This window comes from Methylobacterium sp. 1030 (genome assembly GCF_040544715.1).
Taxonomy (GTDB): Bacteria; Pseudomonadota; Alphaproteobacteria; order Rhizobiales; family Beijerinckiaceae; genus Methylobacterium.
On record NZ_JBEPKM010000009.1, the window covers coordinates 266,798 to 290,452 of the forward strand.

At 71.7% G+C, this 23,655-nt stretch carries 26 protein-coding genes and 1 pseudogene; 11 read left to right on the top strand and 16 right to left on the bottom strand.

Annotated features, from left to right (window positions below):
* Nucleotides 1-202: 202 nt before the first annotated feature.
* Both ABIC30_RS15400 and ABIC30_RS15405 read right to left on the bottom strand, forming a co-directional pair.
* Nucleotides 203-1,579: an MFS transporter gene (locus ABIC30_RS15400; protein WP_042669687.1), complete on the bottom strand. Its 1,377-nt coding sequence runs from the start codon at nt 1,577-1,579 to the stop codon at nt 203-205.
* Nucleotides 1,576-2,367 carry a PRC-barrel domain-containing protein gene (locus ABIC30_RS15405; protein ID WP_042669686.1) on the bottom strand — a complete coding sequence of 264 codons (792 nt, stop codon included), beginning with the start codon at nt 2,365-2,367 and terminating at the stop codon, nt 1,576-1,578. Before ABIC30_RS15405 ends, ABIC30_RS15400 begins: the two co-directional genes overlap by 4 nt.
* 339 nt (nt 2,368-2,706) lie before the next feature.
* Between ABIC30_RS15405 and ABIC30_RS15410 the strand changes: the two genes are divergently transcribed.
* Complete coding sequence (locus ABIC30_RS15410; protein WP_026604823.1) at nt 2,707-3,114, top strand: hypothetical protein; 408 nt, start codon at nt 2,707-2,709, stop codon at nt 3,112-3,114.
* Nucleotides 3,115-3,211: 97 nt separating this feature from the next.
* Here ABIC30_RS15410 and ABIC30_RS15415 read toward each other — a convergent pair.
* The 3 genes and pseudogenes from ABIC30_RS15415 to ABIC30_RS15425 all read right to left on the bottom strand — a co-directional run.
* Nucleotides 3,212-3,574, bottom strand: a pseudogene (locus ABIC30_RS15415) (PRC-barrel domain-containing protein); the annotation flags it as partial.
* A gap of 118 nt (nt 3,575-3,692) precedes the next feature.
* Nucleotides 3,693-4,178 carry a DUF2721 domain-containing protein gene (locus tag ABIC30_RS15420; protein ID WP_042669689.1) on the bottom strand — a complete coding sequence of 162 codons (486 nt, stop codon included), beginning with the start codon at nt 4,176-4,178 and terminating at the stop codon, nt 3,693-3,695.
* Nucleotides 4,179-4,227: 49 nt separating this feature from the next.
* Complete coding sequence (locus ABIC30_RS15425; protein ID WP_020092516.1) at nt 4,228-4,350, bottom strand: hypothetical protein; 123 nt, start codon at nt 4,348-4,350, stop codon at nt 4,228-4,230.
* 243 nt (nt 4,351-4,593) lie between these two features.
* Here ABIC30_RS15425 and ABIC30_RS15430 point away from each other — a divergent pair, with 243 nt between their 5' ends.
* A complete protein-coding gene (locus ABIC30_RS15430) occupies nt 4,594-4,953 on the top strand; it encodes an SWIB/MDM2 domain-containing protein (protein ID WP_012320460.1) in 360 nt (119 codons plus the stop codon).
* A gap of 341 nt (nt 4,954-5,294) precedes the next feature.
* Here the strand turns inward: ABIC30_RS15430 and ABIC30_RS15435 are convergent, their stop codons facing one another.
* The 5 genes from ABIC30_RS15435 to ABIC30_RS15455 all read right to left on the bottom strand — a co-directional run bounded on the left by ABIC30_RS15435 (nt 5,295) and on the right by ABIC30_RS15455 (nt 11,083).
* Complete coding sequence (locus ABIC30_RS15435; RefSeq protein WP_042669684.1) at nt 5,295-6,092, bottom strand: SDR family NAD(P)-dependent oxidoreductase; 798 nt, start codon at nt 6,090-6,092, stop codon at nt 5,295-5,297.
* Between the two features lie 68 nt (nt 6,093-6,160).
* Entirely contained in the window at nt 6,161-7,588 is a 1,428-nt protein-coding gene (locus ABIC30_RS15440) for an MFS transporter (RefSeq protein WP_083916050.1), read from the bottom strand.
* A gap of 221 nt (nt 7,589-7,809) precedes the next feature.
* Nucleotides 7,810-9,156 (bottom strand): ATP-binding response regulator, encoded by a 1,347-nt coding sequence (locus ABIC30_RS15445; protein WP_042669683.1) that lies wholly within the window; start codon nt 9,154-9,156, stop codon nt 7,810-7,812.
* On the bottom strand, nt 9,153-10,355 hold the full coding sequence (locus ABIC30_RS15450; RefSeq protein ID WP_020092512.1) for an FIST signal transduction protein: 1,203 nt from the start codon (nt 10,353-10,355) through the stop codon (nt 9,153-9,155). Before ABIC30_RS15450 ends, ABIC30_RS15445 begins: the two co-directional genes overlap by 4 nt.
* 158 nt (nt 10,356-10,513) lie before the next feature.
* Nucleotides 10,514-11,083 carry a c-type cytochrome, methanol metabolism-related gene (locus ABIC30_RS15455; RefSeq protein WP_026604819.1) on the bottom strand — a complete coding sequence of 190 codons (570 nt, stop codon included), beginning with the start codon at nt 11,081-11,083 and terminating at the stop codon, nt 10,514-10,516.
* A gap of 250 nt (nt 11,084-11,333) precedes the next feature.
* On the opposite strand from ABIC30_RS15455, the gene ABIC30_RS15460 reads away from it, so the two are divergent.
* Both ABIC30_RS15460 and ABIC30_RS15465 read left to right on the top strand, forming a co-directional pair.
* Nucleotides 11,334-12,008, top strand: coding sequence for a transglutaminase-like cysteine peptidase (locus tag ABIC30_RS15460; protein ID WP_020092510.1), 675 nt, complete (start codon nt 11,334-11,336; stop codon nt 12,006-12,008).
* Nucleotides 12,009-12,111: 103 nt separating this feature from the next.
* Nucleotides 12,112-12,438 (top strand): hypothetical protein, encoded by a 327-nt coding sequence (locus ABIC30_RS15465; RefSeq protein WP_020092509.1) that lies wholly within the window; start codon nt 12,112-12,114, stop codon nt 12,436-12,438.
* A gap of 93 nt (nt 12,439-12,531) precedes the next feature.
* On the opposite strand, the gene ABIC30_RS15470 is transcribed toward ABIC30_RS15465, so the two are convergent.
* From ABIC30_RS15470 to ABIC30_RS15485, 4 genes are all read right to left on the bottom strand, one after another.
* Nucleotides 12,532-12,942 (bottom strand): arsenate-mycothiol transferase ArsC, encoded by a 411-nt coding sequence (locus ABIC30_RS15470; RefSeq protein WP_234083060.1) that lies wholly within the window; start codon nt 12,940-12,942, stop codon nt 12,532-12,534.
* A 106-nt stretch (nt 12,943-13,048) separates the two neighbouring features.
* Nucleotides 13,049-13,531: a UPF0262 family protein gene (locus tag ABIC30_RS15475; RefSeq protein ID WP_020092507.1), complete on the bottom strand. Its 483-nt coding sequence runs from the start codon at nt 13,529-13,531 to the stop codon at nt 13,049-13,051.
* A gap of 10 nt (nt 13,532-13,541) precedes the next feature.
* Nucleotides 13,542-14,837, bottom strand: coding sequence for a histidinol dehydrogenase (hisD, locus tag ABIC30_RS15480; RefSeq protein ID WP_020092506.1), 1,296 nt, complete (start codon nt 14,835-14,837; stop codon nt 13,542-13,544).
* Nucleotides 14,838-14,858: 21 nt separating this feature from the next.
* Nucleotides 14,859-15,305, bottom strand: coding sequence for a DUF2948 family protein (locus ABIC30_RS15485; RefSeq protein ID WP_354455664.1), 447 nt, complete (start codon nt 15,303-15,305; stop codon nt 14,859-14,861).
* Nucleotides 15,306-15,493: 188 nt separating this feature from the next.
* On the opposite strand from ABIC30_RS15485, the gene ABIC30_RS15490 reads away from it, so the two are divergent.
* Nucleotides 15,494-15,889 carry a hypothetical protein gene (locus ABIC30_RS15490; protein ID WP_354455666.1) on the top strand — a complete coding sequence of 132 codons (396 nt, stop codon included), beginning with the start codon at nt 15,494-15,496 and terminating at the stop codon, nt 15,887-15,889.
* A 48-nt stretch (nt 15,890-15,937) separates the two neighbouring features.
* Here ABIC30_RS15490 and murA read toward each other — a convergent pair whose 3' ends face one another.
* Together murA and ABIC30_RS15500 are read right to left on the bottom strand one after the other, a co-directional pair.
* Nucleotides 15,938-17,227 (bottom strand): UDP-N-acetylglucosamine 1-carboxyvinyltransferase, encoded by a 1,290-nt coding sequence (gene murA, locus ABIC30_RS15495; protein WP_020092503.1) that lies wholly within the window; start codon nt 17,225-17,227, stop codon nt 15,938-15,940.
* Nucleotides 17,228-17,313: 86 nt separating this feature from the next.
* Entirely contained in the window at nt 17,314-17,493 is a 180-nt protein-coding gene (locus tag ABIC30_RS15500) for a hypothetical protein (RefSeq protein WP_081636463.1), read from the bottom strand.
* A 347-nt stretch (nt 17,494-17,840) separates the two neighbouring features.
* On the opposite strand from ABIC30_RS15500, the gene hemA reads away from it, so the two are divergent.
* The 6 genes from hemA to yidC all read left to right on the top strand — a co-directional run bounded on the left by hemA (nt 17,841) and on the right by yidC (nt 23,646).
* On the top strand, nt 17,841-19,109 hold the full coding sequence (hemA, locus tag ABIC30_RS15505; protein WP_244603189.1) for a 5-aminolevulinate synthase: 1,269 nt from the start codon (nt 17,841-17,843) through the stop codon (nt 19,107-19,109).
* 280 nt (nt 19,110-19,389) lie between these two features.
* Entirely contained in the window at nt 19,390-20,187 is a 798-nt protein-coding gene (locus ABIC30_RS15510) for an inositol monophosphatase family protein (RefSeq protein ID WP_026604817.1), read from the top strand.
* A gap of 70 nt (nt 20,188-20,257) precedes the next feature.
* The gene (locus ABIC30_RS15515) at nt 20,258-20,803 is read left to right on the top strand and encodes an adenine phosphoribosyltransferase (protein WP_012320444.1); all 546 of its coding nucleotides are present in this window, start codon (nt 20,258-20,260) and stop codon (nt 20,801-20,803) included.
* Nucleotides 20,804-20,971: 168 nt separating this feature from the next.
* Nucleotides 20,972-21,106, top strand: coding sequence for a 50S ribosomal protein L34 (gene rpmH / locus ABIC30_RS15520; protein ID WP_007558110.1), 135 nt, complete (start codon nt 20,972-20,974; stop codon nt 21,104-21,106).
* A 79-nt stretch (nt 21,107-21,185) separates the two neighbouring features.
* Nucleotides 21,186-21,806: a ribonuclease P protein component gene (gene rnpA, locus ABIC30_RS15525; RefSeq protein WP_020092500.1), complete on the top strand. Its 621-nt coding sequence runs from the start codon at nt 21,186-21,188 to the stop codon at nt 21,804-21,806.
* Nucleotides 21,796-23,646, top strand: coding sequence for a membrane protein insertase YidC (yidC, locus tag ABIC30_RS15530; RefSeq protein ID WP_020092499.1), 1,851 nt, complete (start codon nt 21,796-21,798; stop codon nt 23,644-23,646). Before rnpA ends, yidC begins: the two co-directional genes overlap by 11 nt.
* The last annotated feature ends 9 nt before the right edge of the window (nt 23,647-23,655 follow it).

The window sequence follows — 23,655 nt, forward strand, 5'->3', positions numbered from 1 at the left end:
CGGTGACCATTCCGTATTCGCGCGGCTTTGGCTTACGGGCTGAGGCGGAGTGCAGCGCGGGCGCAGTCTGACCCGCAGCGGCAACGCGAGAGCGTTGCCATATGTTTCACCGGCTCGCACCTTCGCCGCGCTTTTATCCGCAGAACCTGAACGCCGCTTGAGCGGCTTGGAAACACCCAAGCGAATCCGATGCCGCGCCGGGTCAGGCCGCGCGCTCCGGCTGGCGCGTCTCCGGCATGATCAGCGCCACCAGCATGAAGGCCGCGAAGCCGACGACCGCGAGCCCCAGGAAGGCGCTGTGGCTGCCGAGATGGTCGGCCATGATGCCGGCGAGCGAGGTCGAGAGGGCCGCGCCGATGCCCATGGCGGTCCCGACCGCACCGAGGGCGAGGTTGAAGCGGCCGGTGCCGCGGGTGAGGTCCGACACGATCAGCGGCACCATCACGCCCAGCACCGAGGCCGAGATCCCGTCGAGCACCTGGATGGCGACGAGGCCGTAGGGGTTGGTCGTGTAGGCGAGCAGCAGGCCGCGGACCGGGAGGGCGCCGAAGCCGAACAGCAGCACCGGGTAGCGGCCGAAACGCTCGGCGGCCCGGCCGACCGCCGGGGCGCTGACCGCGAGGACGGCCTGCGGGACCATGATGCAGGCCGCCACCAGCGCGGTCGCGGTCTCGCTCGCCCGCAGGGTCAGGACGCTGCCGACGAGGGGCAGCATCGCGGCGTTGGCGAGGAAGAACAGCACCATGCAGGCCGCGAAGCACAGGAGGCCGCGGTTGGTCAGGAGCGCGCGGATTCCGTCCTGGCCGGACGCGGGCGCCGTCGAGGCCGGCGCCGCCTGGGCCGGGGCCGGCTCCTTGAACACGCCCGGATCGATGTCCTGGGCGCGGATGCGCGCCAGCGCGATCACCGTCGGGATCCCGAGGGCGGCGGTGAGGTAGAAGACGGCGCCGTTCGACAGGTAGTAGCCGATGGCGCCCATGCCGGCCGCGCCGAGGGCGTTGCCGAGGGCGGCGAAGCTCGCGTTCCGGCCGAGGCGCTCGCCGGCCCGGGCGCGCCCGACCAGGCCGATGCTGATCGCCGCGATGGCCGGCGTCAGCACGCAGCTCGCGGCCGAGTGGAGCGCCATCGCCAGGAGCACGATCAGGAAGCTCGGCCAGACCGCCAGCGCGAAGGCGCTGCCGGCGATCCCGATGACCGCCACGGCGGCGGCGAAGCGCTTCGAGCGCACGACGTCGACGAAGGCGCCCCCCGGCACCTGGCCGAGGAGCGCCACGAGGCTGCCCACCGTCAGGGCGAAGCCGATGTCGGACTGGGTCCACTTGGCCTGCGAGAAGTAGACCGCCAGGAACGGGCCGAACCCGGTCTGCAGGTTCGCGACGAAGAACGCGAAGGCGTCGAGGCCGTAGCGGCTCGCCGACGAGATCGCGCGTTCGCCGTGGACCGCCGAGCCTGCCGGTGCGCGCGCGGCCTCGGCCGCCTGATCCTTCAGGCGGGTCGGACGGGAGCGGATGTCCTGCCGGGGCACGTCGCGCTCGCGGGGGGCGGCGGCGGTTCTGACCTTCAACCGGGCCACCGTCACTTATCCGGTGCCTTCTCCGGGGGCGGGGCGGGCGCGGGCGCGGGCACAGGCGCGGCGGGGGTCGGCGGGGTCGCGGCGGCCGGCGCCGCGGCGCCCGAGGCCGCGTTGCCGGGCGCCGGCGCGGCTGGGGCCGACTGCGGCGGCGTCGCGGAGCCCGCCGTCGGCGCGGCAGCCTGCTCGCCCTCGGCCGCGGGCGCGGCCGGGCTGGCGGGGCCCAGGACCACGATCGGCTCGCCGGCCTTGTATTCCGGGGAGACGCGGACCTGATTGCGGGTCAGCGCGACCGACAGCTTGCGCTCCTTCCCGCCGTCCGGCGTGAAGCGCAGGGCGCGCCAGTCCACGGCGATCTTGCGGGTTCCCACACCGAGGAAGCCGCCGAAATCGATGATGGCGGCGCGGGGATGACCCTCCTTGTCGATGATGATGTCGATGACGCGCCCGAGCTCGTCGCCGCCGGCGCTGCGCACGCTGCGGCCGAGCAGGCTCTCGTAATCCTGCGTGTCGAGGACGGTGGCGGGTGTCCCCTGCTGCTGGGCCTGGGCCGCGGAGGGCGGCGCGCCCGCGGCAGCCGGCGGGCTGGCGGGCGGGGCGGCCGGGGTCGCCGCGGGCGGTGGCGTCGGGGCCGGTACCGGGGCCGGGGTCTGGGCCGGCGTCTGGGCCGGCGGTGCGGATGGCGGCGCGGCCGGACTCTGCGGCGCGGCCTGACCGGCAGGACCCTCGCTGCCGCTCACCTGGGCCTGCGCCGCGGCCCCCGACGCCCAGAGGGCGAGCGTCACGGCCGCGATCATCCGGTTGGTTCTGAACACGCTTCGTCCTCTGAGGAAAGGCCGGGCCGCGCCGGCGTGCCGGCGCGTCCACGACCGCATTCGGCCGGTTCCGGGTCCGCCGCCGGCAGGATCCCGCCCGCGGATGGCGTCGTGCCGCAGGACCTGGGCGAAGTTATGGACCGCGGCGGCCTCGCAGCAAGGCTCGGGCCGCGCGGGGCGCTCGCACGGCCCGAGGGGGCGGCGTCATCCCCCGGCGTCCCGCGGCGCTGTCTGGTTTTCGCCGCATCCCCAGCGTAGACAGCCGCGCATAAACCCACGCGAGCCGCGGATGGCACCGTGGCCACTGTCGAGGACTACACGATGTCGACCCTCACCACGTCGCGATGCGCGGCAGCGCGCGGCCTCGCGCTCGGTGCTGCCCTGTCCGGTCTCGTGGCCGGCTGTCAGGCGCTCGGCGGAGGCGGAGGCGTGATGCCGGCGACGGAGGTCGGGCTGCCGCCGTCGCTGCGCGGTTCGCTGCCGAACCGCGAGCCGCGCAACGCCGCGGTCGATGCCGACGGTCAGCCTCTCCAGACGGCGCCGACGAGGCAGCTCGCGATTCCCAAGACCGCCGGCGGCGCCACGCGGACGGCCGACAGCGGCGAGCGCCGCATCCGGCGCGAGGATCTCGACGGCGGCAACGCGGCCGTCGGCGGCAGCGGCGGCAGCGGCTCGATGGGCCCGATGCTGTCGCCGGGTGGCAGCGTCGGCCTCGGCGGGAAGTTCTGAGCCGGCACGTCCCGGGGCCCGCTCCGCAGCGAAGCGTCCGCGCGCCGCGACGCGGGATGATCCGCGCCCGACAGCCCGGGTCGACGAGCCAGGCCTAACCGGCCGCCTGGCTCGGCGCCTCCGCGAGCACGCCGGGCTCGAGATCGACCACGTAGCCGCCGAGTTCAGTGCTGTAGCTCAGCGCCTTCCAGGGCAGCGGGTGGTGGGTCTCGCCGAGCCCGAGGAAGCCTCCGAAGGCCAGAACCGCGTAGGCGACCTGTCCGGAGATCTTGTCCACCATGAAATTGTGGATAGCGCCGAGGTGGCGGCCGCTGCGGTCGTAGACGGCGGTGCCCTCGACCCTGTTGGACGCGATCAGACGCGGCGTCTCGTCGATGGCGACGCCTTCGCCGGCGGCGGGGTCGAGCTCCAGCGTGCCGGGCTTTCTCAGGGTGCGCTCGTTGGGCAGGTCCGTCGGCATGATCTCTCCCGGTTCGCGCGCGGGGTCGTGCCCGCGCGGCGGTCCCTCGGCTCACTAAGCGCGCCGGTCGGGACCGGTTCCGCCGGCGGGGCGCGGGGTCCGGACCCGCACCGAGCGCTCAACGGTCGGGCGGCATGCCGGCGCTCGCCCGCCGCTGGTTGATCCGGTCGCGGACCGAGCGGTTCGCCAGCAGCATCTCGAAGCCGAAGGCCACGAGGGCGCACAGCGTGCACAGGATCGCCGCGCCGAACAGGCCGAACAGCAGGGTCGCGACCGTGCTGTCGCGCAGCGCGCCCACGAACAGCGTCAGCACCGAGCCGCAGGTCGCCACGCCGCCGAGCGCGGCCAGGAACACTGCGGCGTCGAGCGCGAGGGAGCGCCGGTGAAGGCGGTCCAGGCGCTGACCGAGGCGGACGCGCTCGGCGTCGCCGGCCCCCGCCAGCAATCCGGAGACGTGGTCGGCCTGGTCCGCCACGCGCGCGAGGCGGGCCCCGAAGACGTTGAGGAGCGTCGCGATGCCCGACAGCAGGAAGACGGGGCTGAGCGCCACCTGGACGACGTGGGCAGTCCCTTCCAGGCTCGCGAGGGTGATCGGGTCGGTCATGCGGTCGGGCTGATGCACCCGGCGGACCCGCGCGGCAATCCCGGGTCGCTCAGATCAGTCCGCGCCCCGGCGCGGTGCCGGAGGCCGTCGTCTCCGCGCGGATCACCAACCCGAGACCGGTGACCAGTCCGGTGGCGAGCAGGAGCGCGAGCGTGAGGGCCGGGGCGAACATGTCTGTACTTCGCGCGCAGGATTGTTAAGAGCAGGTTTCGCGCCCGGCATCGGACCGAATAATCTTCACCACGGCGTCGATCGGGCGATCCCACAGGGGATTCTCGTGCGTGCCTTGTGGATGAGGGGGCTGCAAAGGCAATTTCCCCTTGGAACGGCGGCGGCACCGCTTAGTTGCTGCTATGCTGGCTCGGCCGTGGGGCGATCATGCCCCGGCCTGCGGCCCGAGAACCGGAGGAAGTTTATGGCCACAAAGACCGAGAAGGCTGCGCCGAAGGCGGCCAAGACCACCAAGACTGCGGAGAAGGCCGCCCCGGCGAAGGCTGCTAAGCCGGCTGCCGCCAAGTCGGCCGGCACCAAGCCCAACGCTCTGCAGCAGCCGCTGAAGCCGTCGGCCGAGCTCGGCGCCATCGTCGGCACCAGCCCGCTGCCCCGCGGCGAGGTGGTCAGCAAGGTTTGGGACTACATCAAGAAGAACAATCTTCAGAACCCGCAGAACAAGCGCGAGATCGTTGCCGACGACAAGCTCAAGAAGGTCTTCGGCAAGGACAAGTGCTCCATGTTCGAGATGAACAAGCATCTCGCCGCCCACCTGAAGGCCTGATCACGACCTAGAGCCAAGTCCGGCGTCTCGTCTGGGCCGACGGCTCTAGGTGCCTCCGCGACGCTCCAGTCGGGCCGGCCGACCGGCCGACATGGCGCGGCGCGCCGCGGGCGAAAGCCCGGTATCCAGAGCCGCCGGTCGCTCCGGCGGGCTCGGGCGATCCGCGGAGCGGGGCGCGTCCACAGGTGCGGATCCACGGGTCTGGATCGCGGGCTTCCTCGCGCGCTCTCGCCGGGCATCGCGGTCCCGCGCCCGCGGGTTGGTCGACCGGGCCACCGCTTCCGAGACCGGCGGGTGATGCCCGGACCGGTCCTGATCTCGGGGGCGGGCCCTGCCTGATCCTAGGCGAGGCCCTGCAGGACACCGCCGTCGACCCGCAGAGCTGCGCCGGTGGTGGCGCTCGCGGCCGGGCTGCAGAGATAGGCGACGAGGTTCGCCACCTCCTCCACCCGCGCGAGGCGCCGGATCAGCGAGGAAGGCCGGTGCTCCGCGACGAACTGGCGGCCCATGGCCTCGAGGTCGGCGTCGGCCGCGCCGCCGGCCATCTGCGTCATGAACTCCGCGACGCCCTCCGACAGGGTTGGGCCGGGCAGGACGCTGTTGACCGTCACGCCGCTGCCGGCCACCGTCTGGGCGAGCCCGCGGGAAATCGCGAGCTGCGCGGTCTTGGTCATCCCGTAATGGACCATCTCGGTCGGCGTGTTGATCCCGGACTCGCTGGAGATGAAGATCACCCGGCCCCAGCCGCGCTCCGCCATGCCGGGCGTGTAGGCCCGGGACAGGCGCACGCCGCTCATCACGTTGACGTCGAAGAAGCGCTGCCAGTCGGCATCCGGGATCTCGAAGAACGGCTTCGGCTCGAAGATCCCGGTGTTGTTGACCAGGATATCCACGACCGGCAGCCCCTGGACGAGCGCGGACACGCCGTCCGCGGTCGCGACATCCCCCGGTGCCGCGAAGGCGCGGCCGGCTTGCGCTTCGCCCCGCAGCTTCGCCAGCGCGGCCTCGACGCGCTCGGGCGTGCGGCCGTTGATGCCGACCTCGGCGCCGAGATCGAGGAGTTCCTTGGCGATGGCGTAGCCGATGCCGCCGGTCGAGCCGGTGACCAGGGCCTTCCGGCCGGAGAGATCGAGATCCATGGGACGCTCCTGCACGTGACTCGTCGCGTCAACGCGGTCCCGCGCCCGCGGTGGCATACGGGGTCGGTCTAGCCGCTCCGACTCCGCCGCAGGACGCTGGCGCAGCCGCCGATCACCGAGAGCGCCACCGCGCAGGAGAGCGAGATGGTGACGGCCCGCTCGGCCCCGAGCCCGTGCGTCAGGCCGAAGATCACCGCCACCAGGGCCGCGCCGAGCGACTGCCCGGTGAGCCGCGCCGTCGACTGCATCCCGCTCGCCCCGCCGGCCCGCTCGCGCGGCGCCGAGGTGACGATGACCTTGTTGTTGGGCGACTGGAACAGGCCGAAGCCGAGGCCGCACAGGGTGAGCCTCCAGACGATGTCGAGGGTGGCGGGGGCCTCGGGCAGGAGCGTCACGCTGACGAGCCCGGCGGCCATCATGGCCAGCCCGACGCCGCCGAGGATGCCGGGCGGGTAGCGGTCCGCGAGGCGGCCGGAGATCGGCGCCATCGCGGCGACCGCGATCGGCCAGGGGGTGAGCAGGAAGCCGGTCTGGGTGCTGGAAAGGTGGAGCACGTCCTGGAAGTAGAAGGGCAGCGCCACGTAGGAGACCATCTGGGCGCAGAACGAGGCGACGGACGTCGCCATCGACAGGGCGAAGGCGGGGATCCGCAGCAGGTCGACCGGCAGGAGCGGGGCGGGCAGCCGGATCTGGCGCCGCACGAACACCGCGCCGATGACCAGGGCGGCGGCGAGCTCGACGATCGCGACGCTGCGCGCCTCCGGATCGCCGAGACCGTCGATCCCGATGATCAGCAGGCCGAAGGTCAGCGCGTTGAGCACCGCGCTCGCGAGGTCGAAGGGGCGGCCGCTCGCCGGTGTGACCGGCAGGGTCCGGGACGCCACCGCCAGGGCCAGCAGGCCCACGGGGATGTTCACGAGGAACAGCCAGGGCCAGGTCGCCACCGACAGGATCGCCGCCGCCACGGTCGGGCCGGCGGCCGAGGCCACCGCTACCACCAGCGCGACGTTGGCGACCCCCTGGCCGATCATCCGGTGCGGGTAGATGAAGCGCACGAAGCCGATATTCACGCTCATGATCGCCGCGCCACCGAGGCCCTGGACGATGCGCGCCGCGATCAGCATCGGCAGGTTCGGCGCGACCGCGCAGGCGAGCGACGCGGCGACGAACAGCGCGAGCCCCGGCAGGTAGACTTTCCGGAAGCCGAAGATGTCGCCGAGGGCCGCGAACGGCAGGAGGCTCGCCGTGACGGCGACCTGGTAGGCGTTGACCACGAAGATCGCGTCGGCCGGCCGGACCGCGAGGTCCTTGGCCATGACGGGCAGCGCCACGTTGACGATGGCCCCGTCGAGGACCGCCATGGTCATGGCGAGCCCGATCGCCGCCATGGCGAGGACGCGCTCGCGCGGCGGCAGGCCGTCCTGGACGGGCCCCTGCGCGGTGCCCTGAGGATGACCCGGCGGGCTGCCTGTCGGACCGTGCGGGACCTGCGCCATGGGTGCGCGCTCCTGCGGCGTCCCGGCGGGTCCGTGACGTCGATGGCGGGGGGACATCCGGGCACGGGACGCGCCGCGGATGCTGCTCCCTGTCGCGCAGGCGGGGAGGCCCGTCGAGGGGGGCCGTGTGTCCTATGTCACGGCGCGGACGGCTCTGTTCGCCGCGGACGCCCGCGGCTCTGACAGGGCGCGAGCCGGCGCGTCGCGGCGCCCGATCGGGTTCAGGCCAGCATGTAGGTGAGCAGGGAGCGGAGCTGGGCCGGCTTGATCGGCTTGTGCACGAGCTCCGCGCCGGCGGCGGTGACGCGCTCCTCGACCGCGCCGGTATGGTCGGCGGTGGTGACGATGACCGGAAGCGGGTCGGTCCGCAGCGCCCGGAGATAGGCGGCCACGTCGAGGCCGCAGGCGCCGTCGTCGAGATGGTAGTCGAGCACCAGGATGTCCGGCGCCCCGGCGCCCGCCGCGACGGCGGCCTTCACCCCCGCGAGGTCGCGGAAGGTCGAGACCCTTGCATCCCAGTTCTGGAGCAGGCGCGCGAGGGCGTCGGCCGTGGAGGCGTCGTTCTCCACGACGAGGACGTGGGCTCCCGAGAGCCGGGTCGCCACCGGGGCGGGCGGCGCCGCGGCGGCCGGGACCGCGCTCAGGGGCAGCGTCAGCGACACCCGGGTGCCGTGGCCGACCCGGGAGCGCAGCCGCAGGGGATGATCGAGGGCGAGGGCCATGCGGCGGACAATCGACAGGCCGAGGCCGAGGCCCGGCTCCTCGCCGCTGCTCGGCCGGTCGCCGCCCCGGAAGAACTCGTCGAAGACGAGCTCGCATTCCTCGGCGGCGATGCCGCAGCCCGTGTCGGTCACTTCGATCCGGACGCCGCCGGACCGGCGCCGGGCCGCCAGGACGATCCCGCCGGTGCGGGTGTAGCGGACGGCGTTGGAGACGAGGTTCTGGAGGATCCGCTGCAGGAGCACCACGTCGCTGGTGATGGTCAGGTCCGGGCAGTGCACCGACAGGCGCAGGCCCTTGCGCTGCGCGAAGGGTTCGAAGCTCTCCGCGATCCCCGCCAGCAGGTCGGGCAGGAAGACGGGCTGGACCTGCGGCCGGACAATCCCGGCATCGAGCTTCGAGATGTCGAGCAGCGTCTTGATCAGGTCCTCGATGGTCTGCAGGCCCCGCTCCACCTGTCCGGCGATGGTGCGCGCCTCCGGCGGCACGTCGAGGTCGGCGAGCGCCGAGATCGAGAGGCGGGCGGCGTTGACCGGCTGCAGCAGGTCGTGGCTCGCCGCCGCCAGGAACCGCGTCTTCGAGCGGTTGGCGGTCTCGGCCTCCTCCTTGGCCGCGGCCAGCGCCTCGTTGGAGCGCTCCAGCCGGTGCATCAGCCCGGTCAGCTCCTCGGTGCGGGTGCGGACCCGGCCCTCGAGCATGATCGCCGTCTGGAACAGCGAGTAGGCGCTGCCCCGCTGGTCCATGGAGCGCTCCACATGGGACATCAGCGCGGCGTTGATCCGCTCGAGCTTCTCGATCCGCCGGTGCAGGGACGCGTCGGTCTCGAGGCCGTTCGGGTGCAGGGTCACGACGCGGCCGGGGCGGGGGCCGCGGCCGGCGCGCCCGCGGCGAGGGTCTTGCCGATGGCGATGCCCGTGAAGGTCTGGTTCAGGTGCATCGCCCGGTACTGCTCGCCGAAGGTCTCGAAGCCGACGACGTTGTAGCGGCGGTAGAGGTCGGCGATCCCGTGGCGGACCTGCCGGCTCTCGGCGTCGAGGCGGCGGAGCACGCACTCGAAGCCGATGATGAGGTCGACGCCGCCGAGCACGGCGTCGAGGCGCGCCAGCTCCGCCCGGGTCGAGGCGACGATGTCGCGCGGCTCGGCGAGGGTCAGCACCACGCCCTCATCCACCGCGCAGAAGAAGCTGAGCGAGCCGTCCTCGTTCATCCGCCGGATCGAGCGGCAGAAATACTCGCCGCCGACCTTCACGGCGAGCGGGTAGGCGGCGAAGCTCATCGGCGACAGGCCCTCGGGGTCGAGGCCGATCGCCATCGCGTATTCCCGGGCCGCCGGCTCGGCGTTGAGCTCGTGCACGGTGCGGCGCTCGCCGTCCGAGGCGGTGACCACGAACTTGGTCCGCGTCGGCTCGAAATTGTCGCTCTTGAAGATCTCCACCGAGAAGTCGGTCTCGACGAGCACCAGGACCGCCGCCTTGCGGTGGATCTTCCCGCCGTGGAGCATGACGGCGTCCCGGAAGCGCAGGTCGTCGCCGGCCGAGCCGCCGACGATCGGGATGCCGTCGAGCGCCCAGGCGATCGCCGAGACCACGGTCTCCTCGGCGTTGGCGAGCCCGTCGATCAGCGACAGGGCGAAGCGGTGGCCCGTGCCGGCCGCGTCGACATCGCGGCACCGGTCCAGCGGGTCCAGGGTCCGGCGCAGCGCCCGGACCGCCGAGGCGGTCCGCTCCACGTCGAGGTGGTCGATGGCGTCGAGGACGGTCGAGACGATCCGGAACCGCTCGGCCGGGAACGCGATGACGACGAGCCCGCGGTCGAGGCCGCCGGCCGGGGCGATGCCGCCCGACATCGAGCAGCCGGCCACCGGCACGCCGGGGAACCGGGTCTCCAGGGCACGGGCCAGGATCTCGGCATCGTAATCGGCGGAGAAGAACGCGACGACCTGCGACAGGGCGGTGTCACCGACCGCGAGCGCCACCTCCGCGGCCGCGTCGGCGGCCCCGGCCGCGTCCGTCCAGGCCGTCCAGATGCCGCACAGATGGCGGCGCACTCCCGATCCTTGAGCCACGTTCCACCCCCTGCGACCCCCTCGGCAGGCTTGGCGCCCGCTCTTCAGCGTCTTGGGCGGAGTATGTCGTGCGCAATCGAGCGGTGCAACGGGGCGTGTCGACCCGGTCCGGTTCGCGCGGGAAGCCGGACCGGGAGGGCTCACTTCATGCAGGCATCCTCGGCCTTCTCGAAGGCCGCGGGCTTGGGTTCGTGCTCGGACGGCCGGTTGCGGCCGAGCGCCCCGTCGGAGCGGGCGCGGAGATAGGTGTAAATGTCCGGCAGGTAGCAGGTGACGTTCTTGTTCTCGCCGAAGGCGGGCATCACCAACTCCTGCGAGGCGTTCACGTCCCTCTTGCCGCCCACGACGATGCCGGCGAACTGCGCGTAGTCCATGCCCTTGAGGGCGTCGACCAGCGACGGCGCGTAGGTCGATCCCAGCCCGTCGGGGCCGTGGCAGGCCATGCAGTTCGCGCTGTATCGGACGTAGCCGGACATGGTGTACCAGTCGACCATCTTGCCGCCGTCCGTGACGTGGTAGGTCGGGTTACCGTTCTTGTCGGTGTACTGACCGTCCTGGACCTTGGCCGGCTGCGTCGGCCCCTCGCTCTTCAGGTCGGTCGCGGGCGGGGCGGTGGTCGGAGCCGCGGCGGAGGCCGGCAGCATCCCCAGGGTTCCCGCTGCGAGCCCGGCCAGGACGAGGCCGGCCACTCTGTCTGCAACGCAACGCATACGTCTTCCTCCTGCCGCCCACAGGCTTCTTCTTGGTGGCGCGGTGCCGGGATAACGGCGGATCTCGTCGGAGAACACCTTGAGGCGCCTTCACGTTTTCGCGCACGGCCGGTGAGCGTCACGATGACCGGCCGAGAGTGCGCTTATCCGCGTTGCGCACAGCATTAACCTTTTGTTAATCGGCGGATTGCCGCCGGCCCGCCGGCGTGAGAGCTTTCGTTAACGAGAGCTTAACGGTTGGGTCCCGGCGATGCGGTTCGCGGTTTCCATGATGCAGGGCCTGGTCAAGGGACCCGCCTCGCGTCGGCTCTCCCGGAGCCGCCGGGCGGCCCTGGCTGTCCTCGCCGTCGCGGGGCTCGCCGCCCCGGCCCAGGCGCAGACGCTGGCGAGCCTGCCCACCGAGGCCGGCGCCCGGGTGCAGGGCGATGCCAAGCCGATCGCGGCGTGGGTGACGTTCTGCCAGACCTACGCGGCGGAGTGCGCGCTGGACCGGGGCGAGCCGGCCCGGATCAGCCTGACGCCGGCGACCTGGGCGACGATCGTGTCGGTGAACCGGCGGGTCAACAAGGCGATCGAGCCGATGACCGACCAGGACCACCTGCACGTGGCCGACCGCTGGGACCTGGCCGAGGACGGCATCGGCGACTGCGAGGACTTCCAGCTGCTCAAGCGCCACATGCTGGCCGAGGCCGGCCTGCCGCGGCGGGCGATGCGCATGACCGTGGTGATCGACGAGAAGGGCGAGGGCCACGCCGTGCTGACCCTGATCACCGACCGGGGCGACCTGGTGCTCGACAACAAGACCAGCGCGATCCTGCCTTGGCACAAGACCGGCTACGTGTTCATCAAGCGCGAGAGCCAGGACGCCGTCGCCTGGGTCTCCCTCGGCGGCGTCACCTCCCCGGTCACCACCGCAAACCGGTGAACAAGCCACGCGGCGAGCAGTGGAACCTCGGCCGCATGCGCCGTTCCTTAACGGATCGCTAACCCTGCGGCGCCACTCTGTCGGGTGACGGAGTGCCTTAACGATGCCGCGAGCCCGCCACGTGACGCCGGTCCCGCTTCTGGCGGTCGTCCTCGTCGCCGCCGCCTGCGGCACCGCCCGGGCCGCGAGCGAGACCGAAGCCCGCCACGCCGCGTGGCGCGACTGCGTCAGCCGCAACTTCCGGATCCAGGCCGCACTGACGGACCGGGATCTCGCCGCCGACGCCGCCTTCCGGGCCTGCCGGACCGCCGAGGACGCCTATCTCGCGACCCTCGCGGCCTCGCCGCTGCTCGACGACGAGGATGTCGGGCGCGCCCGGCCGCTCCTCGCCGGCCGGATGCGCGCTTGGCTGGTCGGCAACCGCGGCTGACGTCGGCGATTCCTGGCAGCGGCCATCGGGAAAGGACGTTTCCGCCAAGCGCGTGAGGTCGGCCAGCAAGGCAGCGTCGCGGGGGCCTGCCGCCTATGCCTTCAGGCGCGCCTTGATTCGCCGGGTCAGCCCGTCGCGGACGTCGCGGTAGGCGTCGAGGCGCTGCTCGCGCGAGGCGTCCTGCAGCAGCGTCGGGTCGGGAGTCGGCCAGTACTCGACATCGGCCGCGAGGGTGTGCGTCAGGTCCAGTGCCCGGTGGTGCGCCTCCGGCGCGAGGGTGATGATCAGGTCGAAGTTCAGGCCCTCCCAGTCCTCCAGCTCCTCCACGGTGCGCGGGCGGTGCCGGCTCGCGTCGATGCCGACCTCGTCGAGGGCGGCGACCATGAACGGGTCGGTGGGCTCGCCGGAGCGCACCCCGGCCGACTGCACGTAGGTGGACTTGCCGAAATAGGCGCGCGCGATCGCTTCCGCCGCCACGGAGCGCACGGCGTTGTAGTTGCACATGAACAGGACGGACTGCACCCGCCGCTTCTTCGGGGGCGCGTGGGGAAAAGGCTCGGGAGGAGGCTCGGGAGCGGGCTCAGCCATCGCCGGTCGGCGCGGAGGGCGCCTAACCCTTCCAGTGCAGCGCGAAGATCAGGGTGAACAGGCGGCGCGCCGTGTCGTGGTCGAGGTCGACCTTCCCCTCGAGCCGCTGCTTGAGCGTCTCGGACGCCTCGTTGTGCAGGCCCCGCCGACCCATGTCGATCGCCTCAATCTGCGACGGTGAGGCGGTGCGGATCGCGTTGTAGTAGCTCTCGCAGATCATCTCGTAGTCGCGGATCACCCGCCGGAACGGCGTGAGCGACAGGAGGTGCGTCATCACCGGCTCACCGTCCACCGTGGTGATGGCGAAGGACAGCTTGTTCTCGACGAGTCCGAGCGTGAGCGCGTAGGGGCCCTCCCGCCCGGGGATGGTGAAGGAATTGTCCTCCAGGATGTCGAACAGGGCGATCGCCCGTTCGTGCTCCTGATCCGGATTGCCGCGGGCGATGGACCCCTCGTCCAGGCTCACCTTCGCGAGGCGGTTCGGCCCGCGCTGCTTCTCCGCCATCCCCAAAACCTCACAGGTTCAACCGGATCGCGACGGAGCGGGCATGCCCCTCCAGGCCCTCGGACCGGCCGAGGTTTATCGCTGCCGGGCCGAGCGCCCGCAAGCTCTCCGGCGTGCAGGCGAGGATCGTCGTCCGCTTCATGAAGTCGAGCACGCCCAGCCCGGACGAGAATCGGGCGGAGCGCGCGGTCGGCAGCACGTGGTTGGGGCCGCCGACATAGTCGCCGATCGCCTCCGGCGTGTGCGAGCCCAGGAAGATCGCGCCGGCATTGCGGACCTTGGCGGCGAGCGCCTCCGCGTCCTGCGTCTCGATCTCCAGGTGTTCGGGGGCGAGGCGGTCGACCAGGGGCACGGCCTCGTCGAAGGTGCGGACCCGGATGACGGCGCCGTAATCGCGCCAGCTCGCCCGGGCGATCTCCTGACGGGGCAGGGTGGTGAGGGCGCGCTCGACCGCCGCCTCGACGGCGCCGGCGAGTTCGGCGCTGTCGGTGATCAGGATCGCCTGGGCGGCCACGTCGTGCTCGGCCTGGGCCAGGAGGTCGGCGGCGATCCAGTCGGGGTTGGCGTGGCCGTCCGCCAGGATCAGCACCTCGGAGGGGCCGGCGATCATGTCGATCCCGACCTGGCCGAAGACCCGGCGCTTGGCCGCCGCCACCCAGGCGTTGCCGGGCCCGACGACCTTGGCCACGGGGGCGATCGTGGCGGTCCCGTAGGCGAGGGCCGCGACCGCCTGGGCGCCGCCCACCCGGTAGACCTCGTGGACGCCGGAGAGCTGCGCGGCGGCCAGGACCAGCGGGTTCATCTGGCCGTCCGGGGTGGGCACCACCATCACGAGGCGCGGCACCCCGGCGACGCGCGCCGGCAGCGCGTTCATCAGCACCGAGGAGGGATAGCTCGCGGTGCCGCCCGGGACGTAGAGGCCGACCGATTCCAGCGCGGTCCAGCGCCAGCCGGCCGTGACGCCGAGGGCGTCGGTGGCCCGGTGATCCGCGGGCCGCTGCGCCCGGTGGAAGCTCTCGATCCGCTCGGCGGCGAGGCGCAGGGCCTCCAGCGAGTCCGGCGGGCAGGCCGCGACGGCCGCTTCGATCTCCGCGTCCGTGACCCGCAGCTGCGCGGCGGAGAAATCGGCGCCGAGCCGGTCGAACCGCCGGGTGAAATCGACCAGCGCCTCGTCCCCGCGGGCGACGACGTCGGCGATGATGCCGCGCACCGCCTCGTCCACATCCTCGGCGATCTCGCGCTTCACCGTGAGGAGGCGCGCGAAGGCGGCGGCAAAATTCGGATCGCTGCTGTCGAGCCGGACCATCGGGAAGCCTTCTGTCTCGCGTCAGGCCGCCGAGCCGGCGGCCGTATCGGTGTCGATGTCGTGCCCGGGACGGTTCGCCGATTCCCAGACCGGGCCGAGATCCTTCATCCGGACCTCGATGCACTCGACCTCCAGCCGCAGGGCCGCGCCGCCGGAGAAGACGAGGTCGATGTGCCCGGAGGGCGCGTCCGTCGGCTCGAAGGTGAGGGCGAGCAGGCTCATCGGCGTCGCATCGTCCGGCTTCAGGCCGCGGCTCTTCACGCCCAGCACGCGCTCGATGTGCAGGCCGGCGAGGCGCCGGCGCGGCGGGGCGCCAGGCGTCCAGTCGAAGCGGCGCACCGCCATGAGGAAGCGGTGCTCGCCGGCGAGGAAGGTCAGGTCCTGAGGTCGCAGGATCGCGTCCTGCAGATGGGCCGAGATCACGGTCAGGTCCTCGGTGTCGAGGGCGGCGAGCCTGAGCAGCTCCATGCAGAGGGTCCTCGGGGAATACGGGGCGCGGGTCGGGCGGCGAGGGCCGGTCCGCGGCACGGCGTAGGTAGCGGCGCGGCCCCGTTCGGGCAACGGCTGGTCTGGGGATCGCGATCCCGGCCGGGCACAGGCTCGGGCCAGCGTCGCCGTTTAGACGCGCCGGCGGTCGAGCCGGGGCAGGGTCTCATATGGCGGCACTCACCGAGCGCGCGGTTGTGGCGGTGCTGGCCGTCGGACTGCAGGCGGCCGGACCCGCCGTCGCGCAGGTCGGTCCGGAGGCGCGGCCCTACATCTACGGTCGTCCGGCACCGGATCGGGATCTCTACGCACCGCCGCCGCCCGGCGGGCGTCCGCCGCCTCCGCCCGCGGATGACGGGTATGGCTGGCGTCCGCCCCCGCCGCCAGTCGACGATGCGTACGACAGGCGCGGCCCGCGCTGGCGCGGCGACTTCGAGCGCCGGTGGGACGACAGCGTCTGCGTGACGGCCCGCGGCACGTGCAGGGTGCGCCCGGGGCCTCCCGACGCGCCCTGCGGCTGCGAGATCCCCGGCTTCGGCTACAGGCGCGGGCAGATCGAGGACTGAGCCTCGGGCGCTGCCGCGCGCCGGCCCGTTCGGACCGAGCGCTGCCGCTCAGGCCCGGACGCGCTCGATCTGCGCGCCGCACCGGCCGAGCTTGGCCTCCAGCGCCTCGAACCCGCGGTCGAGATGGTAGACCCGGTTGATCTGGGTCTCGCCCTCGGCGGCGAGGCCCGCGATCACCAGGGAGACCGAGGCGCGCAGGTCGGTCGCCATCACGGGGGCGCCCTTCAGCCGGTCCACGCCCTCGACGATGGCGAGGTCGCCCTCCAGGCGGATCTTCGCGCCGAGGCGGGCCAGCTCCTGCACGTGCATGAACCGGTTCTCGAAGATGGTCTCGCGGATATGCGACTGGCCCTTCGCCAGCGTCATCAGCGCCATGAACTGCGCCTGGAGATCCGTGGGGAAGCCCGGGAACGGGTCGGTGGTGACGTCGACCGCCGCGATGCCGGCGCCGTTGCGGCGCACTCGGATCCCGCCCTCGACCTGCGTGATCTCCGCGCCCGTGGTCGTCAGGACGTCGAGGGCCGAGTGGAGCAGGTCGGCCCGGGTATCCTTGAGCACGACGTCGCCGCCGGCCATCGCCACCGCCATGGCGTAGGTGCCGGTCTCGATCCGGTCGGGCAGGACCTCGTGGCGGGCGCCGTTCAGGCGGGCCACGCCCTCGATCTCGATGCGCGGCGTGCCGGCGCCGCGGATCTTGGCGCCCATCTTGTTCAGGCACTCCGCGAGGTCGACCACCTCCGGCTCGCGGGCGGCGTTCTCGATCACCGTGGTCCCGTAGGCCAGGGCGGCGGCCATCAGCGCCACGTGCGTGCCGCCCACGGTCACCTTCGGGAAGGCGAACTCGGCGCCGCGCAGGCCGTTCTTGGTCCTGGCGACGACGTAACCGGCGTCGATCTCGATCTCGGCCCCGAGCTTCTCCAGCGCCATGATCAGCAGGTCCACCGGCCGGGTGCCGATGGCGCAGCCGCCGGGCAGCGAGACCTTGGCCTCGCCGAACCGGGCGAGCAGCGGCGCGATCACCCAGAAGCTCGCCCGCATGGTCGAGACCAGCTCGTAGGGCGCCGTGGTGTCGATGACATTCGAGGCGGTGAGCCGGATCGTCTGGCCCGTCTCGGTGGTCTGACCGGGGCGCTTGCCCACGACCATGTGGTCCACGCCGTGGTTGCCGAGGATCCGCGTCAGCGCGGCGATGTCGGCGAGCCGCGGCACATTGATCAGCTCCAGCGTCTCGCCGGTGAGCAGGCTCGCGATCATCAGCGGCAGCGCCGCGTTCTTGGCGCCCGAGATCGGGATCACGCCGTTGAGCGGCGCGCCGCCGGTGATGTGGATGCGGTCCATCGTGTGTCCTCGGGCGGCGCACCCGCGAGGGCGCGCGGCCGGCCGTGCTGATCGCGGGCGCGGCAGCGCCCAGGCTTGGCCGTGCCCTATAGACCGGATTTGTCGGAATCAGGACCGTTTCCGTCCGATTCCCGCGCGCAGGACTGATCCGCGCCGGGAGACGGTCTTCCTTCGGCCCGCCCGCGGCCCTGCGCCTTGCGGCGGCGCAGGTTCTGGCGCAGCGCGGCCTTGAGGCGCTCCGCCCGCTCGTCCCTGGAGTCCGTCACGGCGCGACCCTTGGTCGCCGCAAGGTCGGGGCCGCGCGGTCCACGCCGGACGAGCCATCTGCGGTCGGAGACATGAGCTGTTGCAGGGGGCGGGAGCCAAGTTCGGGTCGGAAGAACGTGCCGGACGCTAGCGGGTTCACGCGGGCCTCTCAACGGATGCAACGCTGCGATGTCGGACCCTTACCTTGAACCAGTTCCAGATCCGCGCGTATCTTGCGGCCCTCACGCGAAGGACTGGACCGAGGCCGGACCTCGATCGCGGGCCTGAGACGCCGCTCACGCGGTGTCGCCCGCGCGGCCGAACACGCGAAGGACGCTCGATGACCGTCACCCGGATGCCCAGCACGATGCTCGCCCAAGCGGGATCGACGCGCGCCGGATCCGGCTACGAGCGCTACTTCCGCGGGGCCCTGGATCAGCTGCACGGGGAACGGCGGTACCGGGTGTTCGCCGACATCGAGCGGATCTCGGGGCGTTTCCCGACCGCCAAGTGGCGCCAGCCGGACGGCAAGACCACCGAGATCACCGTGTGGTGCTCCAACGACTACCTCGGCATGGGCCAGCACAAGGACGTGGTCGCCGCCATGACCGAGACCGCCGCCCGCTGCGGCGTCGGCGCCGGAGGCACCCGCAACATCGCCGGTAACACCTCGCCGCTGGTCGACCTGGAGCGCGAGCTCGCCGACCTGCACAGCAAGGAGGCCGGTCTCGTCTTCACCTCCGGCTACGTCTCGAACCAAGCCGGCATCTCGACCATCGCCAAGCTGATCCCCGACTGCCTGATCCTGTCGGACGCCTTCAACCACAACTCGATGATCGAGGGCGTGCGCCATTCCGGGTGCGCCAAGACGATCTTCCGCCACAACGACCTCGCCCATCTCGAGGAGCTGCTGCGGCAGGCCGGCGACCGGCCCAAGCTGATCGTGTTCGAGTCGGTCTACTCGATGGACGGCGACGTGGCGCCGATCGGCGCGATCTGTGACCTGGCCGAGCGCTACGGCGCGATGACCTACCTCGACGAGGTCCACGCCGTCGGCCTGTACGGCCCGCGCGGCGGCGGCATCGCCGAGCGCGACGGCGTCATGCACCGGGTCGACGTGATCGAGGGGACGCTGGCCAAGGGCTTCGGCTGCGTGGGCGGCTACATCACCGCCTCGGCGGCGATCTGCGACGCGGTGCGCAGCTTCGCGCCGGGCTTCATCTTCACGACGGCGCTGCCGCCGGCGGTGGCTGCGGCGGCGCGGGCGTCGGTGCGCTACCTGAAGCGCTCGAGCGCGGAGCGCGAGGCGCACCAGCGTCAGGCGGCGGCCACGAAGGCGGCGCTGAGCGCGGCGGGGCTTCCGGTCCTGGAGACCGAGACGCACATCGTGCCGGTGATGGTCGGCGATGCCGAGCTGTGCAAGGCGGCGGCGGACCATCTGCTGGAGCACCACGCGATCTACATTCAGCCGATCAATTACCCGACGGTGCCGCGCGGGACCGAGCGGCTGCGGATCACGCCGTCGCCGTTCCACGACGCGGCGCATATCGAGCGCCTCGCCGCGGCGCTGGGCGAGACCTGGCAGGCCCTGGACCTGCCCCGCGCCGGCACTGTCTTCGTCGAGGCCGCGGAGTAGGATCCGCGCCGCCGTCCCGGCCGGGCCGTGTTGCGGGCGCCCGTCTTTGCGAGCGGAGCAAAGCAACCCAGGGATGCCACATCCGCGGCCGGCCTGCTGCCCTGGATTGCTTTGCTCCGCTCGCAAAGACGGGCGCGCCGGTATGCTGAGGCCGGCCTGACCGCGCCGGCTCCGCGCTGAGGCAGCGGCCCGCAGCGCTTCCATGTCCCGTCCCCATCTCGTCTTTTCCGGCGCCGACCTGTAACGACGGCGCCAATCCTCATCCGCGAAAAGTCCGCCTATGATCTCCTCACCCCTCATGACCGTCATGGTCGATGCCGTGCGCAAGGCCGCGCGCGGCCTGCGCCGCGACTACGGCGAGGTCGAGAACCTGCAGGTCTCGCGCAAAGGTCCGGGCGACTTCGTCTCCGCGGCCGACCGCAAGGCCGAGGAGGTGCTGCGCGACGCCCTGATGAAGGCGCGTCCGGGCTACAGCCTCGTCCTCGAGGAGAACGGGATCATCGAGGGGACCGACAAGAGCCACACCTGGCACATCGATCCCCTCGACGGCACGTCGAACTTCCTGCACGGCGTGCCGCATTTCGCGGTCTCGGTCGGTCTCGAGCGCGAGGGCCAGATCGTGGCCGGCGTGATCTTCGACCCGATCAAGGACGAGCTGTTCGTCGCCGAGCGCGGCAAGGGCGCCTATCTCAACAACCGGCGCCTGCGCGTCTCCGGCCGCCAGGACATGGCGGACGCGCTGGTGGGCTACGGCACGCCCTATCTCGGTCGCGGCAGCCACCCGCGCCTCTTGCGCGAGCTCGGCGCCGTGATGGCGGTGGCCGGCGGGACCCGCCGGATGGGCTCGGCGGCCCTCGACATGGCCTACGTGGCCTGCGGCCGCCTCGACGCCTACTGGGAGCGCGACCTCCAGACCTACGACTTCGCCGCCGGCGTGATCCTGGTGCGCGAGGCGGGCGGCTTCGTGACCTCGGCGGACGGCGCGGCCGAGCCGCTGGCGCCCCGGTCGGTGGCCTGCGGCAACGAGGGGCTTCACCGGGACCTCGTCGCCATCCTCAAGAAGGTCCAGGCGGCCTGAGCCGCCACCGACTGGTCAGGCCGTCGGGCTTCTGCTTTAAGCCCGCGGTTCCCCACGGAAGGCCGAACGCATGGAAGCCCGCCGCCACGTCGCGCTGAAGGAATCGGTCCGCTCGATTCCCGATTACCCGAAGCCGGGGATCATCTTCCGCGACATCACCACGCTGCTGAGCGACCCGCGTGCCTTCCGGCGGGCGGTGGACGCCCTGGTGCATCCCTACGCCGGCGGACAGATCCACCAGGTGGCCGGCATCGAGGCCCGGGGCTTCATCCTGGGCGGGGCCATCGCCCACCAGCTCTCCTGCGGCTTCGTGCCGATCCGCAAGAAGGGCAAGCTGCCTCACAAGACTGTCTCGATGGCCTACGCCCTCGAGTACGGGACCGACGAGATCGAGATCCACGTCGACGCCGTACGGCCCGGCGACAAGGTGCTGCTGGTCGACGACCTGATCGCCACCGGCGGCACCGCGATCGCGGCCGTGAACCTGCTCCAGAAGATCGGCGCCGAGATCGTGGCCGCCTGCTTCGTCATCGACCTGCCCGAGATCGGCGGCGCGCAGCGCCTGCGCGACCTGGGCGTCGAGGTGCGCACCCTCATGCAGTTCGAGGGTCATTGAGCCCCGCGAAACGTTGACTTCGCGGGGCCCATCCGCCATAAGCCCGCCACTCGCGACGTGGCGCCCCGCATGGGCGCCCTTCGTGTTTGCAGACAACCAGGACGCGTGAAGGTCGGGTGCAGCAATAGCTGCCCGCGAGCGCGCCTCGACCTTTGAAGGCTCTGAGCCATGAAGAGAACCTACCAGCCGAGCAAGCTCGTCCGTAAGCGCCGTCACGGTTTCCGTGCGCGCATGGCCACCGCCGGCGGCCGCAAGGTCATCGCGCGCCGTCGCGCCCATGGCCGCAAGCGCCTGTCGGCCTGAGGCCTGATCCTCGCCGGCGCGGACGCTCCGACGCATCCGCGCCACGAGGCAAGTGGTATCGGCCGGGATCGAACCATCGATGGCGACGATCGAGCGGCTCAAGAAACGACCCGACTTCCTGGCGGCAGCCGAGGGGCGTCGCTTCCACACCGAGCGTATGACCGCGCAGGGGCGTCTTCGGAACCCCGACGTCTGCCCCGGCCTCCGTCTCGGTTTCACCATCACGAAGCGTGTCGGCCACGCGACGGAGCGCAACCGCATCCGCCGCCGACTCCGCGCTGCCGTGGGGTTGGTCGCGTCCGATCTGCCGAGCGAGCTCGCGGGCCTTCCGGCCGACATCGTGCTGATCGCCCGCCGCCCCGCCCTCGAAGCCTCCTTCGAGGCCCTCGCCGAGGATCTGCGCCGCGCGATTCCCGCGGTGACCCGCGCGGCCGCGCCCCGCGGGGACAGGTCACCCGGTCGATCCGGCGGCCGGCGCTCCAAGCCGGCTCCTGACACGGCCACTTCTCAGTCGTCCTCTCTCCCGCACGAAGCCGGCCGCGCCTCCGCGCAGGCGGCCCCACCCGGCGGTGCCGACATCGGCCCGTCGCAGGGGTGCGACAGAGATCCCCGAATCACAGGCGCGCGCAGGTCCCCCGGGGCCGGCGACGTTCCTGTTGCCACTCCGAACGCGTGCGGCGGTGTCCCTGATGGGCAATGACAAGACGAACATGTTCGTGGCCATCGGCCTGTCGCTGCTGGTGCTGCTCGGGTGGCAGTACTTCGTGGCCGGCCCGCGCATGGAGCAGCAGCGCCAGATCGAGGCGCAGAACAAGGCCGCGCAGCAGCAGCCCCCGGGCGTGACCCCGGACGGCGTGCCCTCGCCGTCCCCGAAGGAGGGTGGCCCGGCGGCCCCCGCGCCCGGCACGCTGCCGACCGCCCAGGGCGGCCCGGTCTCCCGCGAGGCGGCGCTGGCCCGCTCGCCGCGCGTCCGGATCGAGACCCCGGCGCTCTCCGGCTCGATCGCCCTGAAGGGCGGCCGCGTCGACGACGTCTCGCTCAGGAACTACCACGAGACCATCGACCCCAAGAGCCCCGAGATCGTGCTGTTCTCGCCGGCCGGGACCGAGACGCCCTACTACGCCGAGTTCGGCTGGGTCGGCGCCAATGCCGGTCCGCTGCCGACCAACGACACCCTCTGGACCAGCGACGGCAAGACACTGTCGCCCGGCATGCCCGTGACCCTGACCTGGGACAACGGCGCCGGCCTCGTCTTCAAGCGGATCATCGCGGTCGACGACAAGTACATGTTCACGATCCGCGACGAGGTCGAGAACAAGGGCTCGGGCGCCATCACGCTCTACCCGTACAGCCTCGTCTCCCGCTGGGGTAAGCCGCATACCCAGGGCTACTACGTCCTGCACGAGGGCATGATCGGCTATCTCGGCAACGACGGCCTGCAGGAATTCACCTACGACAAGCTCGCCAAGGAGGGCGCCTACGGCGGTGCCAACACCAAGGGCAAGGCCTGGAGCGGCGTGACCGGCGGCTTCGTCGGCATCACCGACAAGTACTGGGCGGCGGCCGCGATCCCCGATCAGGACGCGCCCTATACCGGCGCCTTCACCGACCGGACCGACGGTGCCACCAACGTCTACCAAGCCAGCGTGCGCGGCGATGCCGTGAATCTCGCGGCGGGCGCCTCGGCGACCGCGACGCAGCGGCTGTTCGCCGGCGCCAAGGAAGTCAACGTCATCAACAACTACGAGAAGGACCTCGGCATCAAGCACTTCGATCTGATGATCGATTGGGGCTGGTTCTTCTTCATCACCAAGCCGATGTTCCGGGCGCTAGACTTCTTCTACCACCTGTTCGGCAATTTCGGCGTCTCGATCCTGGTGGTGACCTTCTGCCTGAAGCTGCTGTTCCTGCCGATCGCGAACCGGTCCTACGTCTCCATGGCCAAGATGAAGGCCGTGCAGCCGGAGATGGCCGCCATCCGCGAGCGGTACAAGGACGACCGCATGAAGCAGCAGCAGGCCACGATGGAGCTGTACAAGAAGGAGAAGATCAATCCGGTCGCCGGCTGCTGGCCGGTGCTGATCCAGATTCCGGTCTTCTTCGCGCTCTACAAGGTCCTGTTCATTACCATCGAGATGCGCCACGCGCCGTTCTTCGGCTGGATCCGCGACCTCGCGGCGCCGGATCCGACGAGCATCGTGAACCTGTTCGGCCTGCTGCCGTTCCCGGCACCCGACTTCGTGCACCTGGGCGTCTGGCCGATCATCATGGGCATCACGATGTTCGTGCAGATGAAGATGAATCCCGCGCCGCCGGACCCGGTCCAGGCGCAGATCTTCACCTTCATGCCGATCGTGTTCACCTTCATGCTGGGCTCGTTCCCCGCCGGCCTGGTGATCTACTGGGCCTGGAACAACACCCTGTCGGTGATCCAGCAATACGTCATCATGCGCCGTAACGGCGTGAAGGTGGAGCTGTGGGACAACCTCCGCACCACGTTCAAGCGCGGCGGCACCAAGGCGGCCGCCACCAAGAGCTGACGGGCGAGA